Genomic DNA, 16,159 nt, shown 5'->3' with positions numbered 1-16,159 from the left:
GGCGAGCTGGAGAGATGCACATGCGCCACAACAGCTTTGCTCCATCCCGCGCGCTGCTGCTGGCGTGTACCGCACCTGCCGTGGCATTCTTTGCAGCGTTCTGGCTGCTGCCCATCGTGCAGCTGATTGCGCTGCCCGCCAGCAAGGGCTGGGAGACCTACTTTGTGGTGCTCACCCACCCGCGCTACCTGCAAAGCCTGCTGCAGACACTGGGGCTGTCCCTGGCGGTGACGCTGGCCACCCTGGTGCTGGGCGCGGCCGTGGGCATCACGCTGGCGCGGCACCGTTTTACAGGGCGGCAGCTGCTGCTGTCGCTGCTGACGTTGCCGCTGTCGTTTCCAGGCGTGATCATTGGTTTTTTCATGATCTTGCTCGGTGGCCGCCAAGGCTTGGTGGCCGACCTGACGGACGCGCTGGGCCTGGGCCGCGTCACGTTTGCCTACGGCCTGGCCGGGCTGTTCCTGGCCTATCTGTACTTCTCGCTGCCACGGGCCGTTGCGACATACACAGCGGCGGCCGGAGCCATGGATGCGGCACTGGAAGAAGCCGCCCGCTCGCTGGGCGCGCCGCGCTGGCGGGTGGTGCGCGACGTGTGGGTGCCCGAACTCGCGCCCACCACGCTGTCGTGCGGGGCCATTGTGTTCGCCACGGCCATGGGCGCGTTTGGCACCGCGTTCACGCTGTCCAGCAAGTTCGAGGTGCTGCCCATCACCATCTACAACGAGTTCACCAACTACGCCAACTTCGCACTGGCCGCCAGCCTGTCGATCAACCTGGGGCTCATCACATGGGTGGTGCTGTGGCTGTCCCGCCGTGTTGCGGGCCCGGCACCGGCTGCCGGGGCGTAACCACCACCATGCGCACGACCCAACAAGCCTCCTTCCCCCTGCTGGCGCTCACGGCGCTGGTGGCGGCGTTCATGCTCGCCCCCATCGCGCTGTCGGTGATGGCGGGGCTCGTCAACAACTACAGCACTGGCATTTCCAGCGGGCTCACCACACGATGGCTGCACGAGGTGTGGGACCTGTACGGTGGCACCGTGGGCTGGTCGCTGGGCCTTGCGCTGCTGTGTGTGCTGGGCAACCTGCTGCTGGGCGTTCCCTGCGCGTATGCGCTGGCACGCAGCCGCTCGCGCGCCGCACGCCTGTTTGAAGAACTGCTGACCTTGCCAGTGGCCGTGCCCGGCCTGGCCAGCGCGCTGGCCTTGATCCTGACCTACGGCACGCTGCAAGGCTTTCGCACCAGCTTTGCGTTCATCCTGGTGGGGCACATGGTGTTCACCCTGCCGTTCATGGTGCGCACCGTGGGCGCTGCATTCCAGCGCAAGGAACTGCTCTCGCTTGAAGAAGCGGCACGCTCGTTGGGTGCCAGCTTCGGGCAGCGCTTTCTGGGTGTGCTGGTGCCCGCCGTGTTGCCCGCCATCGTGGCGGGCAGCCTGATGGTGTTCACGCTGTCGGTGGGCGAATTCAACCTCACATGGATGCTGCACACCCCGCTGACCCGCACCCTGCCCGTGGGCCTGGCCGACAGCTATGCGTCCATGCGCATCGAGATCGGCTCCGCTTACACGCTGGTCTTTCTAATCGTCATCCTGCCCGTGCTGTGGGGCCTGCAGGCCGTCGGCACCCTGATCGAAAAACACCATGGAACTTGAACGCACGCGCGTGGAGATAAACCAATGCGCCAAAACCTACCCTGATGGCACGCGGGGCCTGCGGCCGACCGACCTCACTGTGGAGCCCGGCGAGGTCGTCGCCTTGCTGGGGCCATCGGGCTGCGGCAAGACCACACTGCTGCGCCTGATCGCCGGGCTGGAGGCGCCCGATGAAGGCAGCCGCATTGCCTTTGGCGGCACCGACGTGACGCGCCTGCCCATCGAGCAGCGTGGCATCGGCATGGTGTTCCAGCACTACGCCTTGTTCCCGCAAATGACGGTGGCAGCCAACATCGGCTACGGCCTCAAGATCCGCAACGTGCCCGAGGCCGAGCGCCGCCGCACCGTGGGCGAGCTGGTGGACTTGGTGCGTCTGCAAGGGTTGGAGCACAAGCGCCCCGCCGAGCTCTCCGGTGGCCAGCGCCAGCGTGTGGCCCTGGCCCGCGCCGTGGCGGTGCGCCCCCGCGTGCTGCTGCTGGACGAGCCCTTGACCGCGCTGGATGCCAAACTGAAGGAGTCCCTGCGCGACGAGCTGGCCGACCTGCTGCGGCGCCTGCATATCACAGCCATCCACGTCACCCACGACCAGCAGGAAGCCCTGGCCATTGCCGACCGCCTGGCGGTGATGCACGCGGGCCAGATCGTGCAGGTGGGCGATGGCGAGACGCTGTACCGCGCGCCCACCCACCCCTTTGTGGCGCAGTTTCTGGGCCGCGTGAACCGGCTCCAACGGGACGCCGCCGCAAGCGCCCAGGCCGTGTTGATGCTGGGTGGGCTGCCTCTGCCCTGCCCTGCCGCCGTGCAGGCCTACACGGCCTTGCTCGTGCGGCCTGAAGACATCGAGGTGTCGGCCCTTCAAACTGGCTGGGGCCAGGCCGAAGTCACGCGCCGCAGCTTTCTGGGCGACCGCGTGCAACTGGTTCTGGCCCTGGCCGACCAGTCCCCGCTGATGGCCGATGTGCCGCGCGACCACCCCGCCCGCACGGGCGACATCGTGGGCGTGCGCATCGCCCCCGAGCGCCTCATGCCCTGCCACGAAACCAGCGACTGACCCAGCCAGCCCTACCCCGCCTGCACGCCTTTTAGCCATGACCACCACACTGCTGCTCCAACTGTCTGACCCCCACATCCGCGAGCCCGGCCGCCTGGCCTATGGCCGCATCAATACCGCGCCCTATCTGGCCGAGGCCGTGGCCAGCGTGAACCGGCTGCCGCAGGCGCCCCATGCCGCCGTCATCACTGGCGACCTGACAGACTTTGGCCGCGCCGCCGAATACGAGCACCTGCGCGCCCTGCTGACGCCGCTGAACATGCCGGTGTACCTGCTGCCCGGCAACCACGACAGCCGCGAGCAGATGCGCGCGAGCTTTCCGCAGCACCACTACCTGGGGTCCGAGGGCTTCATCCAGTACAGCGTGCCGGTGGGCGGCATGCAGCTCATCGCGCTCGATACCGTGGTGCCCGGCGCCAGCGAGGGCAGCCTGTGCACAGAGCGCCTGCAATGGCTGGAGGAAGAGCTGGCACGCCACACCAGCCGCTCGGTGGTGATCGCCATGCACCACCCACCGTTTCGCACGCTGATTGGCCACATGGACGACATCGGCCTGCGCGAAGGCGCCGATGCGCTCGAAGCCATCGTGGCCCGCCACCCGCAGGTGGAGCGTGTGATCTGCGGGCACCTGCACCGGGCCATCCAGGTGCGGTTTGGCGGCACCATCGCGGCCACCGTGCCATCGCCCGCGCACCAGGTGCGGCTGGACCTGGCGCCCAACGCCGCGTCGGCCTGGATGCTGGAGCCGCCCGGCTTTGCGCTGCACGCCCTGCCTGCGGGGGGGCGGCTGGTCAGCCATACCGTGGCCAGCGGCCAATACGCGGGGCCCTACCCGTTTCATGACGGCGGGCAGCTGATCGACTGAAAAAACGGGCCCTGGCGACAAGACCTCCACCGCCGAGCACCCAGCCGCGACAGGGTCATCGCTGCACAACTCCTCAATCAGGAGTATGCTTATATGTCAGTTTTGTGACAAATGGTCCGGGTGCCGCAGTATTTTCTGCGCGCTCTTCATCCCGGAAGCCGAGCAGCCAGGCTCATGCCTCCCCGCCTGCCGCCGCCTACGGGCACAGAAATGAATGAAACCGCTTCCCTGCACGGGCGCCAGCTTTAACGCTTGCGTCGGCGCAGTGCATGGCGCATGCTCGTTTGGGTGGACACAAGAAGAAGAAACAACGGTTTTTCATGAAGCATCTCTTGAATCTGTTGGCAGCGGTATCGCTGCTGATCTGGGGCACCCACTTGGTGCGCACCGGCATCCTGCGTGTCTTTGGCGCCAATTTGCGCCAGTTGATCGCGCACAGCGTCAGCAACCGGTTCACGGCCGTGCTGTCGGGCATCGGGGTGACCGCCGTGGTGCAGTCGAGCACGGCCACGGCGCTCATCGTGTCCTCCTTCGTGGGTCAGGGCCTGGTGGGCCTGCCCGCCGCGCTGGCTGTGATGCTGGGCGCCGACGTGGGCACCAGCGTGATGGCGGTGGTGTTCTCGATGGATTTGTCCTGGCTGTCGCCCCTGTTCATCTTCGCAGGTGTGGTGCTGTTCATCTCGCGCAAGGACACGGCCGTGGGCCGTGTGGGCAGGGTGCTGATCGGCCTGGGGCTGATGCTGCTGGCGCTGCGCCTCATCACCGAATCGACCACGGTGCTCACCCAGTCACCCACGGTGCGTACGCTGCTCGGGGCGCTGACCAGCGACCTGCTGCTGGAGATCTTCACCGGCGCCATCCTGGCCATCGTGGCGTATTCGAGCCTCGCCACCGTGCTGCTCACCGCCGCGCTGGCAGGCTCCGGCGGCATCCCGCCCGACGTGGCGCTGGGCCTGGTGCTGGGTGCCAACCTCGGCAGCGGCGTACTGGCGGTGCTGACCACGATGAAGGCCAACGTGCAAACACGCCAGGTGCCACTGGGCAACCTGTTCTTCAAGATCATTGGCGTCATCATCATGACCCCGCTCACCGGGCTGTGGCTGCAGCATGTGCGCCCCTACGTGCCCGAAATCGCAGCACTGGTGGTGCTGTTCCACCTGGCATTCAACGTGGTGGTGGGCATCATCTGCATCGGCCTGACGGGCACAGTGGCGCGCGTGGTGCAACGCCTGCTGCCGAAGGAAAAGGCGCAGGCTGCGGGCACCCGACCCCAGCATCTGGACCCCTCCGCCCTGGCCACGCCCTCGCTGGCCATCTCGTGCGCCGCGCGCGAGGCCCTGCACCAGGCCGACGTGGTCGAATCCATGCTGCTGGGCCTGCACAAGGTGATCCGCACCGACGACCTACAGCTGGCGCAGGACCTGCGCAAACTGGACGACGAGGTGGACGGCCTGTACTCGGCCATCAAGTACTACATGACCAAGATCTCGCGCGAGGCCCTGGATGAACGCGAGGGCCGCCGCTGGGCCGACATCATCAGCTTCACGATCAACATGGAGCAGATCGGCGACATCATCGAGCGCGTGCTGATCGACATCGAGGACAAGAAGATCAAGAAGGGTCGCCAGTTCTCCGAAGCGGGCATGGAAGAAATCAACGAACTGCACGCCCGCCTGATCGACAACCTGCGCCTGGCGATGAGCGTGTTCCTCAACGGCAGCGTGCGCGATGCGCAAAAGCTGCTCGAAGAAAAAGCCCGCTTTCGCGACCTGGAACACGCGTATTCCGTCACCCACCTGGCGCGCCTGTCGGACAACACGGTGCAAAGCATCGAGACCAGTTCGCTGCACATCGACCTGATCAGCGAACTCAAGCGCATCAACTCGCTGCTGTGCTCGGTGGCCTACCCGATTCTGGAATCGGCCGGAGCACTGGCGCCCAGCCGGCTAAGGGCGATGGCGGACCAGGCTTGAGAAGCGCCTTCAGCAGAAATTCAAGCCTTTTCTGGTCTCTAGCGCTTTATCCATAAGCGCTAAAAGCTATTATTTTTATAGCAAAACCTCACCACTGCCGCTGTGCGGCGTTGTCTCGCCGTCACTCCACGTCCGCCACGTAGCGCTGCAGCCCCGTCCACAACGCATCCAGCGTGACCTTGCAGCGCGGGCTGGCGCGCAGGTCCTCGTGCATCACCACCCAGGTTTCCAGCCCGTACACAAACTGCTGTGGCAACACATGCACCAGCGCCGGGGTGCTACGGCGCGCCAGTGCCACCTGGCAAACGCCAATGCCGCCCCCGGCGCGCATGAAAGCCAGTTGCGCCACATCGCTGTCGCTGCGCACTGCAAACTGATCGCGCCGCCACGCGGGCACCGCCTTTTGTGCGGCGCGCAAAAAGGGCGTTTCTGCGTCAAAACCAATCAGGCGGTGGTGCGCGAGGTCGGCCAGCGTCTCGGGCACGCCGTGCGCCTGCAAGTAACTGAGGTGGGCGTGCAGTCCCAAGGGAATGCTGCCGACGCGGCGGGCGATCAGCGCGTCCTGGCGGGGCTCGGTCATGCGGATGGCGATGTCGGCCTCGTGCTGCAGCAGATCCTGCACGCGGTTGCTGAGCACCAGTTCCACCGTCAGCGCCGGGTGCTCGGCTTGCAGTTGCGCCAGGATGGGCGGCAGCACCTCCACGCCGATCACCTCGCTGGCCGTCACCCGCACCGTGCCCCGCACGCCGCCGCCATGGCTGTCGGCTGCGCGCACCAGGGCAGCGGCGGTGTGGCCCATGGCTTGCGCGTAGGGGCGCAGCGCCAGCGCCGCCTCGGTCGGCAGCAGGCCCTGCTGCGAGCGGGTGAACAGCACCAGTCCCAGCGCCTGCTCCAGCGCCGCAATGTGGCGCCCCACCGTGGGTTGTGTCACCCCCAGCGCGCGGGCTGCGCCCGAGAGCGATCCCTCTTGCACCACGCCCAGGTACGAGCGGTACAGCTCCCAGCCAATGTCTTTGTGTGCAGGTTGTGCCATACATAAATGTATAGCCATGCGCCGATTTTCGGTAATTCCATTTCACAACACCCACGACCACACTGCATCCATCACCACTTTTTTTTGGAGCAAAACATGGCAAACGCAGGCAATACGGTTCTGGTTCTCGGCGCGACCGGGGGCATCGGTGGCGAAGTGGCGCGGCAGCTGCGCGACCGGGGATGGCAGGTACGCGCACTGCACCGGGGCGTGGCGCAGGCCGGGGAGCAACGCGACGGCATGGCCTGGATTCGCGGCGACGCGATGCGGCGCGAGGACGTGGTGGCCGCTGCCGCAGGCTGCGACGTGATCGTGCACGCGGTCAACCCGCCCGGCTACCGGCGCTGGAGCGAGCTGGTGCTGCCCATGATCGACAACACCATTGCGGCGGCCACCGCAGTGGGTGCCACCGTGGTGCTGCCCGGCACGATCTACAACTACGGGCCCGACGCCTTCCCGGTGCTGCGCGAGGACTCACCGCAGCGCCCCCACACCCGCAAGGGCACTGTGCGCGTGGAGCTGGAGCGGCGCCTGCAGCAGGCGACCCAGCCCCACCCGCTGAGTGCGGGCACCTGCCGCGTGCTCATCGTGCGGGCGGGGGACTACTTTGGCCCCCAGGTGGGCAACAGCTGGTTCTCGCAAGGCCTCGTCAAGCCCGGCCAACCCGTGAAGGCGGTGAACCTGCCCGGCGCACCCGGCGTGGGCCACCAATGGTCATACCTGCCCGACGTGGCGCGCACCATGGTGCAGTTGCTGGAGCGCCGCGCCACACTGCCCGCGTTTGCACGCTTTCACATGTCCGGGCACTGGGACGCCGACGGCACGCAGATGGCCGCCGCGATTGGCCGCACCGTGGTGGCACATGGTGGTGCGGCCCCGCACGTGCGGGCCTTTCCGTGGTGGCTGGTCACACTCGCCTCGCCGTTTGTGGCCACGCTGCGCGAACTGCGGGAGATGCGCTACCTGTGGAGGCAACCGGTGCGCATGGCCAACGACCCGCTGCGCGCCGTGCTGGGCGAAGAGCCCCACACGCCGCTGGACGCGGCGGTGCAGGCCACGCTGTTGGGTCTGGGCTGCCTGAAAGCGCCGCTCACAGCCCCAGGAAACCCGCAATCACCAGCCCGGCTTCCAGCGTGAACCGGCCCTGGGCAACCTGCGCGCGCACCTCTTCCAAGGGCAGCAGTGCAAACTCGTCCACCTCGCCGTCCTGGTTGTCGGGCGCCATGCCCTCTGGCACCACGGCGCGGAACCAGTCGATGCGCTCGACCATGTACCCCGCGCCGCCCCCCTCGCTGCTGGGGCGGCTGAACAGCACATGGCCACCGTGCGCCACGCCGGCAAGGGTGTGCACATGCAGCCCGGCTTCTTCCCAGGTCTCGCGCACCAGAGCTTGGGGCAACGAGTCGGCGGCCGAGATCATGCCGCCCATCAGCGTGTCCCACAGGCCTGGGTCGTTGGGTTTGTTCAGCGAACGCTTTTGCACCCACATGCGCCCATCGGGCGCCAGGCCCACCAGGTGCACGGCGCAGGTGGTGATGCCCAGCACACGCACGGCACCCCGCTCCACGGTGCCCACGACTTCGCCGCTGGGGTTGGTCACCGCCAGTTGCTCGTTGCGCCACGGGCCACACAGGTTGGCGTCGCGCAGCGCTGCGGCCAGGGTGTTCAGGGCATCGGTGGTGGCGTTGACGTTGGCATCAGAGGCCGCTTGGGGCGGCAGGTGCAGACTCCATGCAGGGGCGCCGCCATGCTCACCCATTGATAGCTGGTAGCGCTTGTCCAATAAGCGCTGGAGGCTTATTTTGCTTAGAAATCCTTCCGCAACCGACCCTACCACCTGCCCCGCCACCCGCAGGGGTTGGCGTGGCTGGCGGGCGGGCTGGTGCGCCAGTTGCCGCGCACCCACCAGCCACTGGTCGAACGATGCGCCGGGGTAGGAGGCTGTCACAGCGTGAGGATGGTGCAGCCCGTGGTCTTGCGTGCTTCCAGGTCGCGGTGCGCCTGCTGCACGTCGGCCAGCGGGTAGCGCTGGTCGATGTGGATCTTCACCTGCCCACTGGCCACCACGGCAAACAGGTCGTCGGCCATGGCCTGCGTGCTTTCGCGCGTGGCGATGTGGGTGAACAGCGTCTGGCGCGTGACGTAGAGCGAGCCCTTGGCGCCCAGCGAACCCGGCGCAAACGGTGCCACGGGGCCCGAGGCGTTGCCGAAGCTGGCCATCAGGCCAAAGGGACGCAGGCATTCGAGTGACTTGTCCCAGGTGTCCTTGCCCACCGAGTCGTACACCACCTTCACGCCCTTGCCGCCGGTGATCTCTTTGACCCGGGCTGCGAAATCTTCTTTTTGATAGTTGATGGCGTGCGCCGCGCCGTTGGCCAGGGCCAGCTGGCACTTGGCATCGGTGCCTGCCGTGCCGATGAGCTGCAGGCCCAGCGCCTTGGCCCACTGGCTGGCGATCAGGCCTACCCCACCCGCAGCGGCGTGGAACAGCACATGGTCGCCGGGCTGCAGGCCTTCCACGGGCAGCGTCTTCTTGAGCAGGTACTGCGCCGTCAGGCCCTTGAGCATCATGGCCGCGCCCGTCTCAAAGCTGATGGCATCGGGCAACTTGCACACACACTTGGCGGGCATCACCCGCACTTCGCAATAAGCGCCGGGGGGCTGGCTGGCGTAGGCAGCGCGGTCGCCCACCTTCAGGTGCGCAACGCCCTCGCCCACGGCTTCGACCACGCCCGCGCCTTCCATGCCGATGGTGGCGGGCATGTTCAGGGGGTACAACCCCGTGCGGTGGTACACGTCGATGAAGTTCAGGCCGATGGCGTGGTGGCGGATGCGGATCTCGCCAGGGCCGGGCTCGCCCACGGTGACGTCAACGATGTGAAGTTCTTCGGGACCACCGTGCTGGCGGATCTGGACGGCAAGGCTCATGGCAAAACGCTCCTGGATAACGGGTGTTGAACGGGTCCCCAACGGGCATGGATAGGGCCTGTAACGGGCGAGACAAACGGCGGCCATCCTGCCATGAATCTGAAAGCCTTGTCCTGCCCTGCACCGTTACAGTGCAGCCCATGACTCAAAGACTCACGCCCGGCACGGCGGCGCTGCTGGTGATACCGCCGCTGCTGTGGGCTGGCAACGCCGTCACAGGCCGGCTGGTGCACGACCTGATCCCGCCCATCACGCTCAATTTCATCCGCTGGGTGCTGGCTTTCTTCATCCTGCTGCCGCTCGCGTACAACGTGCTGCGCAAGGACAGCCCGCTGTGGCCCCACTGGCGCCGTTATGCACTGCTGGGGCTGCTCGGCATTGGCCTGTACAACGCGCTGCAGTACATGGCGCTGCAGACTTCCACGCCCATCAACGTGACGCTGGTGGGCTCCAGCATGCCGGTGTGGATGCTGGCCGTGGGGGCGCTGTTCTTTGGCGCGACGGTCACGCGGCGGCAACTGCTGGGGGCGCTGCTGTCGATGTGTGGCGTGCTGCTGGTGCTCAGCCGGGGCGAGTGGTCGCAGCTGCTGGCTTTTCGCCTCGTGCCAGGCGATGTGTTCATGCTGCTGGCCACCATCTCGTGGGCGTTCTACAGCTGGCTGCTGTCGCGCACCAGCGAGCCCGCCCGCATCCGGGGCGACTGGGCCGCTTTTTTGATGGCGCAGATGGTGTTTGGCCTGGCATGGTCGGGCAGCTTCGCGGGCGTGGAATGGGCGATGGGCCACACCCACATCGCATGGGGCTGGCCGCTGATCGCAGCGCTGGCTTTCATCGCCGTGGGCCCCGCCGTGCTGGCCTATCGCTGCTGGGGCGTGGGGGTGGAGCGCGCCGGGCCTGCGGTGGCGGGCTTCTTCGTGAACCTCACCCCGCTGTTTGCGGGCATCCTGTCGGCCGCCTTTTTAGGGGAAACCCCACAGCTTTTCCACGGTGTGGCATTCGCACTGATCGTGGGCGGGATCGTGGTGTCGTCGCGGCGATAGCGGCAGGCGGGATCAGCCTGCTGCGCCTTCGGCCGAGGCTTGTGTTGCGGCCTGCTGCAACAAGACTTCGAGCTCCGATACCGGCCCGGGCATGCCCAGCAAATAGCCCTGAAAGAGCTGGCAGCCATAGTCTGCCAGCAGGGCTTTCTGATGTGCGGTTTCCACACCTTCGGCAATCACATCCAGCTCCAGGTTGCGCGCCATGCCGATGATGGTCTGCACGATCACGTCGTCGGTGTGCCGCACACCCAGGTTGCGCACAAACGACTGGTCGATCTTGAGCTGGTCCAGCGGCAGCCGCGTGAGGTAGGCCAGCGACGAGTAGCCCGTGCCGAAGTCGTCCACCGAAAAGCGCACACCCTTGGTCTTGAGCAGGCCCATCTTGGCAATGGTGTCGTCCACGTTGTCCAGCACCAGCGACTCGGTCAGCTCCAGCTTGAGCAGGTGGGGCCGCGCGCCGGTCTCGCGCAGCACCTCGACCACGCGGGCCACGAAGTCGCGCTGGCGGAACTGCCGGGCGCTCACGTTGACCGACAGCGGCACATGCCGGTAGCGGGCATCGTTCTCCCACGCCGCCAGCTGCTCGCACGCGGTGCGCAGCACCCAGTGGCCCATGGGCACGATGAGTTCGCTTTCTTCTGCCACGCCAATGAAGGCGCTCGGCGCAATAAGGCCGCGCTCGGGATGGATCCAGCGGATCAGCGCCTCGGCGCCCACGATGCGCCCGTCCAGATGGAACTGGGGCTGGTAGTGCAGCGCGAACTGCCGCGCGGCCAGCGCGGCCTGCAGATCCCCCTCCAGCTGCGCGCGCACGCTGATGGCAATCTGCATCTGCGGGTCGAAAAAACACAGCGCATTGCGGCCCTGCGACTTGACCTGGTACATGGCGATGTCGGCCTGTTTGAGCAGATCGACCGAGGGCTGCAGCGCCCCGCCCATGAGCGTGGCCCCGATGCTGGGCGTGCTGTGGTGGCTGAGCCCGGCCAGCGAGTACGGCATGTTGAGCGTGCGCAGGATCTTTTCGCCCACGCGGCGCGCATAGGCAGCCGCCTCTTCGCTGTGCAGCGACAGCTCGTGCAGCATGACCACGAACTCGTCTCCCCCCAGGCGCGCCACGGTGTCCTCGCGGCGCACGCAGGTCTTCAGGCGCTCTGCCACCTGGCGCAGCAGCATGTCGCCCACCTCGTGGCCCATGGTGTCGTTCAGCGTCTTGAAGTGGTCCAGATCCAGGAACAGCAAGGCCCCGTACTGCCCGCTGCGCACACTGGCCGCAATCACCTGCTGCATGCGATCCATCAGCAGCCGGCGGTTGGGCAGATTGGTCAGAGGGTCGTAGAAGGCCAGGCTCTCAATCTCGGCGCTGGCGCGGCGCAGGGCCGTCACGTCGTGGTAGGTGATGACCAGCCCGCCCTCGGGTGTGGGCCGTTCGGTGATCTGGATCGTGCGGCCATTGGGCAGCACCTGCTCATGGGGCTCATGGTGCTGGTTCTGCTTGAGCAGCCGCAGCTCCACCCAGCGCATGCGTTCTTCCTCGCTGGCGCGCGGCAGATGGTGCCGGGCGGTCTCTTCCATCACGCGCCGAAACGGCACCATGGGCGCCATCACGGCGCGCAGCCAGGGGAAAATTTCCTCAAACCGGCTGTTCCATTGCACCACGCGCTGCTCGCCGTCGAGCAGAACAAAACCACTCACCATCGACTCCAGTGCCTGGTCGAGGGTGGCCTTGGACTGCGCAATGGCAAGCCGCGCCTGGGACATGCGGTCCAGGTAGCGCAGCGCCAGGTTGCCCGCTGCCACGATCATGGCCACAAACAACAGCCCCGTCAGTGCAATGGCGTTGCGCTGGTCGCGCCAGCCTGCCAGCGCATCGCGCAGCGGAATGCTCGCCGAGATGCGCAGGTCCTGGTACAGGATGGGTCGGTAGACCACCAGCGCCGGCTCGCCACTCAAGCGGGCGGGTGCCTTCCACGCCTGCCCCAGGGCGGCCACCTCCTGCAGTGGCGGGGACAGCACGGGCGTGATCGCCTCTTCGCGGTTGGGCGCACTCAACAGCAGCAGCCCTCCGGCACGCTCCAGCGTCACTTGCAGGCCTGTGATGTCCACACCCTGGACCAGCACCGAGCTGAGCGCCCCCACCGGCAATTCGGCAATGGCCACCACAAGGGAACTGTCGGCCATGCGCAGGTGGCGCGCAAAATACAGCACGCGCTCGGCGGTGGCAAAGCTCACCACCGGCGGGCTGATCATCAGGGTGGAAACGGGCTGTTCCAGCACAGACGCCAGAAAACCAGGAGGCAGCTGCAGCGGCAGCGCGCTGCCAGCCGCATCGGAAGAGGCGATGGTCTTGCCGTTCGCGTCCAGCAGCGCCACATAGCGCACCATGAGATTCTGCCGGGCGGAGCTGCGCAGGCGCTGGCTTGCAAGGTCAGGGTCCACCCATTCGCTCATCGAACCCGACAGGCCCAGCAGTTCGTCCATGCTGGCCAGCAGCACGTCCACCGCCAGCAGGGAACGATTGAGCGCCGCTTCGGCACCCGCCACAAAACGGGTGGCCTGGGCTTCGTAATCGTCCAGCGCCACCTTGCGAGCGTTCCATACCAGCGCGGCAGACACCATCACCACCGCCGCAATGAACACCGCCGCCCCGGCCCATACAAAGGCCCTGATGCGCAGTGGGGTCGTGGTATCCCTCATTTCGCCGGGGCCGCAGCCAGGCCACGGACGGGACCGATCGTCTGGTTCCACACCTGGGCGCAACGCGGCCCGCAGCGCTGCACCCAGCGCGGCAGCACGGTGGAGGCAAGGATCTCCTGGCGGCTGCGTTCATCCTGCGCAGACACCGGCACCACCACCATGCTGCCCTTGCGTCCCCCCACACAGGCGGGGATGCCACGGTTGCAGGCCATGCCGTCGGAGGTTTCGCGCTCGGACTCCTCCCAGATGGCGGCCTCCAGCCGGGGCAGCTCGCGCCGCAGCAGGGCCCGCAGATCGGGTGGCAGCGCCTCCCAGGCGGCCTTGTTGGCGCTGAACACCGCCAGTCCCCAAGTCACGGGCAGCGCATGCACATGGGAGGTCATGGTATGCAGCCCCAGCGTGTTGCCCGACATGGTGCCGGTGATGGCGCACTCGGTATTGCCCGCCGTGAGGCTGGGCACGATCTGCGCGAAGCCAGTCAGCACGGGGATGCCGCCGAGCGCCCCGACAAAATCCGCCTGGGTGGATGACGACACGCGCGTGCGGCGCCCGGCCAGATCGGCCAGCCCGCGCAGGGGCTTCTTGCAAAACACCACCTGGGCCGGATACACATACATCGCCAGCGCCTCCACGCCGTGCTGGTCACGCAGACTCTTCTCCAGGTAAGGGCGAAACGCCGCCAGCGTGGTCTTGAGCGTGGCAATGTCGGGGTTCAGCCCCGCCAGATCGGGTGCGGTGTACTCGGGGTACTGGGCCGTGAACGAGCTCATGAGCGTGGTGCCAAAAGGCACCACACCCAGCTGCAGCAGGCGCAGCATTTCGGCGCCAGGCACGCCCGCTCGGTCAAAGGGCACGATTTCAGCGTCAAACCGGCCACCGCTCAAGCGGAGCAGTTCCTTGCTCCAGAAGGGCTCTTCCTGCCGGGTGTACTGGTTGATACCTGCCAGCCCCCCCACGATGCGCAGCTTGTAGGGCGCAGTGGCCGCTGCCGGGGTGGCCGCAGGCTGGCCCACAGCCTGTGGCGAACAACCCAGCGCGGCCCATGCCACGCACAGTGCAGCGATGCGGTGCAGAAGGCGGGAAGTCACAGCGGGTTTGGGCTGCATGGCAACTTCTGGCTCGTCAACCGGGGTGCAGTGGACGGCCACCGCCGCGCACCCTTCATGCCCAGGGCCATGCCAGCGCCCCAGCGGCATCCATGGATCGCATAGAGGTCTGGAAGGCCGCCCTGGGGAGGGATGCGCGGTGTCATGTTCCGGTACTTTCGGGTTGGAATGCTGGGGCACCATTCTTCACCAAGTTTTCCCCCTCGGCGGGCAAAGCTGTCTGCAAAACGCCACGCCCTGCCGCCAGGGAATCTCCTTCGCCCGCCAGTGACCACAGACGACGCGGTGACCTTCCGTCTCAGCCCGGGTCAGAAGGTCCCAGGATAAGCGCCGCCGTCCGCCAGCACGTTCTGCCCGGTCATATAACCCGCCTGCTGGCTGCACAGGAAAGCGCAGATGGCACCGAACTCCTGCGCCGTGCCATACCGCCCTGCCGGAATCTGGGCCTGCTGTTGCGCGCGAACATCGTCCACGCTCTTGCCAGCCTTACCGGCAGCAGCGGTCACGGTGGCGGCCAGTCGGTCGGTGTCGAACTTGCCGGGCAAGAGGTTGTTGATGGTGACGCCCCGTGCAGCGATCTTGCTGCGCGAGACCCCCGCCACAAAGCCCGTGAGCCCGCTGCGCGCGCCGTTGGACAGACCCAGGATGTCAATGGGCGCCTTCACCGCGCTGGAGGTGATGTTGACGATGCGGCCAAAGCCTCGCGCAGCCATGCCGTCCACTGTGGCCTTGATCAGTTCGATGGGGGTGAGCATGTTGGCGTCCACGGCCTTGATCCATGCATCGCGGTCCCAGTCGCGGAAGTCGCCCGTTGGCGGGCCGCCGGCATTTGTCACCACGATGTCAAAGTCACGGCCCGGGCCACCTGTCACGGAGAACACGGCAGCACGGCCCTCGGCGGTGGTGATGTCAGCAGCTACCGCCAGCACCGTCGGTTTGAAGCTTTTTTGGCCGCCAGCGCTTTCCTGCATTGCACCTTCAGCTACCAATTGTGTAGCAGCCTGCTCCAGCGCCTGGGCATTGCGGGCGTTGATGACCACCTTGACGCCCTCACGCACCAGGGCCAGCGCACAGCCATAGCCCAAACCCTTGCTCGCGCCACACACCAGCGCCCATTTGCCTGCGATACCCAAATCCATAACAATCTCCGGTTCTGCTGCAAGCCGCAGCATTCACAGATCATCATAAGTGGAGAGCTGCAACATGAATTGGCTGCACCGCGGAGCCCTCGCCACCTGGCTGGCATGGGCCGCATTGGCACCCCTGGCAGGTAGCGCGCATGCGCAGGAGGCGGCCGTGGTCAAGCGTGCCACCCAGTTGCGCGACACCCCCGCCGACAGCGGTGCGAGCGTGGCCCCGCTGGAGGCCAACACTGTGGTCACGCGCAGCAACGAGCGCAAGGGCCCCTGGACCAAGGTGAGCACACAGCAAGGCGCCACCGGCTGGGTGCACATGTTCGACCTGGGACCGCAGTCGGGGTCGGCCACGCCCACCAACAACGCCGCCACCAGCGGCCTGCGAGGCCTGGGCGGGCTGTTTGGCGGCAACAGCGGCTCCACCACCACGGCCACCTCCACGGTGGGCATTCGTGGCCTGGATGCTGAAGACATCGCCAATGCGCAGCCCAATCCTGCTGCCGTCGGCCGGGCAGAAAGCCTGCGGGTGAATGCCGACCAGGCGCGCCAGTTCGCCAGCTCGGCGTCCCTGCAATCCCGGGATGTGCCCGCCCTGGCGCAGCCCGCACTGCCCACATCCAGTCGGGGCTCCGGCAGCGGGTCCAGCAACCCCTCCGACCCCAACTACAGCCCTAACTGA

14 protein-coding genes are annotated in these 16,159 nt (G+C 66.8%); 8 read left to right on the top strand and 6 right to left on the bottom strand.

The features are described from left to right. Positions 1-14: 14 nt before the first annotated feature. The 5 genes from C8C93_RS01260 to C8C93_RS01240 all read left to right on the top strand — a co-directional run bounded on the left by C8C93_RS01260 (position 15) and on the right by C8C93_RS01240 (position 5,543). A complete protein-coding gene (locus C8C93_RS01260) occupies positions 15-848 on the top strand; it encodes an ABC transporter permease (RefSeq protein WP_121505651.1) in 834 nt (277 codons plus the stop codon). A gap of 8 nt (positions 849-856) precedes the next feature. Further along, positions 857-1,654, top strand: coding sequence for an ABC transporter permease (locus tag C8C93_RS01255; RefSeq protein WP_121505650.1), 798 nt, complete (start codon positions 857-859; stop codon positions 1,652-1,654). Further along, positions 1,644-2,705 (top strand): ABC transporter ATP-binding protein, encoded by a 1,062-nt coding sequence (locus C8C93_RS01250; protein WP_121505649.1) that lies wholly within the window; start codon positions 1,644-1,646, stop codon positions 2,703-2,705. Before C8C93_RS01255 ends, C8C93_RS01250 begins: the two co-directional genes overlap by 11 nt. A gap of 37 nt (positions 2,706-2,742) precedes the next feature. After that, positions 2,743-3,570, top strand: coding sequence for a phosphodiesterase (locus C8C93_RS01245; RefSeq protein WP_121505648.1), 828 nt, complete (start codon positions 2,743-2,745; stop codon positions 3,568-3,570). Positions 3,571-3,890: 320 nt separating this feature from the next. Continuing rightward, entirely contained in the window at positions 3,891-5,543 is a 1,653-nt protein-coding gene (locus C8C93_RS01240; RefSeq protein ID WP_121505647.1) for a Na/Pi cotransporter family protein, read from the top strand. Positions 5,544-5,664: 121 nt separating this feature from the next. Here the strand turns inward: C8C93_RS01240 and C8C93_RS01235 are convergent, their stop codons facing one another. Continuing rightward, positions 5,665-6,576: a LysR family transcriptional regulator gene (locus tag C8C93_RS01235; protein ID WP_121505646.1), complete on the bottom strand. Its 912-nt coding sequence runs from the start codon at positions 6,574-6,576 to the stop codon at positions 5,665-5,667. Between the two features lie 96 nt (positions 6,577-6,672). On the opposite strand from C8C93_RS01235, the gene C8C93_RS01230 reads away from it, so the two are divergent. Further along, positions 6,673-7,713, top strand: coding sequence for an NAD(P)H-binding protein (locus tag C8C93_RS01230; protein WP_121505645.1), 1,041 nt, complete (start codon positions 6,673-6,675; stop codon positions 7,711-7,713). On the opposite strand, the gene C8C93_RS01225 is transcribed toward C8C93_RS01230, so the two are convergent. Together C8C93_RS01225 and C8C93_RS01220 are read right to left on the bottom strand one after the other, a co-directional pair. Continuing rightward, the gene (locus C8C93_RS01225) at positions 7,667-8,524 is read right to left on the bottom strand and encodes an NUDIX domain-containing protein (protein WP_121505644.1); all 858 of its coding nucleotides are present in this window, start codon (positions 8,522-8,524) and stop codon (positions 7,667-7,669) included. The genes C8C93_RS01230 and C8C93_RS01225 overlap by 47 nt on opposite strands. Then, positions 8,521-9,504: a quinone oxidoreductase gene (locus C8C93_RS01220; protein ID WP_121505643.1), complete on the bottom strand. Its 984-nt coding sequence runs from the start codon at positions 9,502-9,504 to the stop codon at positions 8,521-8,523. The genes C8C93_RS01225 and C8C93_RS01220 overlap by 4 nt, the downstream gene beginning before the upstream one ends. A gap of 140 nt (positions 9,505-9,644) precedes the next feature. On the opposite strand from C8C93_RS01220, the gene C8C93_RS01215 reads away from it, so the two are divergent. After that, positions 9,645-10,544, top strand: a complete 900-nt coding sequence (locus C8C93_RS01215; RefSeq protein WP_121505642.1) for a DMT family transporter — start codon at positions 9,645-9,647, stop codon at positions 10,542-10,544. A gap of 12 nt (positions 10,545-10,556) precedes the next feature. Here the strand turns inward: C8C93_RS01215 and C8C93_RS01210 are convergent, their stop codons facing one another. From C8C93_RS01210 to C8C93_RS01200, 3 genes are all read right to left on the bottom strand, one after another. Continuing rightward, positions 10,557-13,238, bottom strand: coding sequence for an EAL domain-containing protein (locus tag C8C93_RS01210; RefSeq protein ID WP_121505641.1), 2,682 nt, complete (start codon positions 13,236-13,238; stop codon positions 10,557-10,559). Beyond that, positions 13,235-14,344: a TRAP transporter substrate-binding protein gene (locus tag C8C93_RS01205; RefSeq protein ID WP_228896551.1), complete on the bottom strand. Its 1,110-nt coding sequence runs from the start codon at positions 14,342-14,344 to the stop codon at positions 13,235-13,237. Before C8C93_RS01205 ends, C8C93_RS01210 begins: the two co-directional genes overlap by 4 nt. A 308-nt stretch (positions 14,345-14,652) precedes the next feature. Then, positions 14,653-15,483, bottom strand: a complete 831-nt coding sequence (locus C8C93_RS01200) for an SDR family oxidoreductase (RefSeq protein WP_121505640.1) — start codon at positions 15,481-15,483, stop codon at positions 14,653-14,655. Between the two features lie 64 nt (positions 15,484-15,547). Between C8C93_RS01200 and C8C93_RS01195 the strand changes: the two genes are divergently transcribed. Next, on the top strand, positions 15,548-16,159 hold the full coding sequence (locus tag C8C93_RS01195) for an SH3 domain-containing protein (RefSeq protein WP_121505639.1): 612 nt from the start codon (positions 15,548-15,550) through the stop codon (positions 16,157-16,159).

This window comes from Acidovorax sp. 93, from assembly GCF_003633835.1.
In the GTDB taxonomy this organism is placed as follows: Bacteria; Pseudomonadota; Gammaproteobacteria; order Burkholderiales; family Burkholderiaceae_C; genus Acidovorax; species Acidovorax facilis.
This window is presented reverse-complemented; position numbering and strand designations above follow the sequence as displayed.

What these genes read in the sequence shown, in the direction of transcription:
- C8C93_RS01260 (WP_121505651.1), top strand. Translation starts at nt 15, where the DNA reads ATGCACATGCGCCACAACAGCTTTGCTCCATCCCGCGCGCTGCTGCTG.
- C8C93_RS01255 (WP_121505650.1), top strand. Translation starts at nt 857, where the DNA reads ATGCGCACGACCCAACAAGCCTCCTTCCCCCTGCTGGCGCTCACGGCG.
- C8C93_RS01250 (WP_121505649.1), top strand. Translation starts at nt 1,644, where the DNA reads ATGGAACTTGAACGCACGCGCGTGGAGATAAACCAATGCGCCAAAACC.
- C8C93_RS01245 (WP_121505648.1), top strand. Translation starts at nt 2,743, where the DNA reads ATGACCACCACACTGCTGCTCCAACTGTCTGACCCCCACATCCGCGAG.
- C8C93_RS01240 (WP_121505647.1), top strand. Translation starts at nt 3,891, where the DNA reads ATGAAGCATCTCTTGAATCTGTTGGCAGCGGTATCGCTGCTGATCTGG.
- C8C93_RS01235 (WP_121505646.1), bottom strand. Translation starts at nt 6,576, where the DNA reads ATGGCACAACCTGCACACAAAGACATTGGCTGGGAGCTGTACCGCTCG.
- C8C93_RS01230 (WP_121505645.1), top strand. Translation starts at nt 6,673, where the DNA reads ATGGCAAACGCAGGCAATACGGTTCTGGTTCTCGGCGCGACCGGGGGC.
- C8C93_RS01220 (WP_121505643.1), bottom strand. Translation starts at nt 9,504, where the DNA reads ATGAGCCTTGCCGTCCAGATCCGCCAGCACGGTGGTCCCGAAGAACTT.
- C8C93_RS01215 (WP_121505642.1), top strand. Translation starts at nt 9,645, where the DNA reads ATGACTCAAAGACTCACGCCCGGCACGGCGGCGCTGCTGGTGATACCG.
- C8C93_RS01210 (WP_121505641.1), bottom strand. Translation starts at nt 13,238, where the DNA reads ATGAGGGATACCACGACCCCACTGCGCATCAGGGCCTTTGTATGGGCC.
- C8C93_RS01205 (WP_228896551.1), bottom strand. Translation starts at nt 14,344, where the DNA reads ATGCAGCCCAAACCCGCTGTGACTTCCCGCCTTCTGCACCGCATCGCT.
- C8C93_RS01200 (WP_121505640.1), bottom strand. Translation starts at nt 15,483, where the DNA reads ATGGATTTGGGTATCGCAGGCAAATGGGCGCTGGTGTGTGGCGCGAGC.
- C8C93_RS01195 (WP_121505639.1), top strand. Translation starts at nt 15,548, where the DNA reads ATGAATTGGCTGCACCGCGGAGCCCTCGCCACCTGGCTGGCATGGGCC.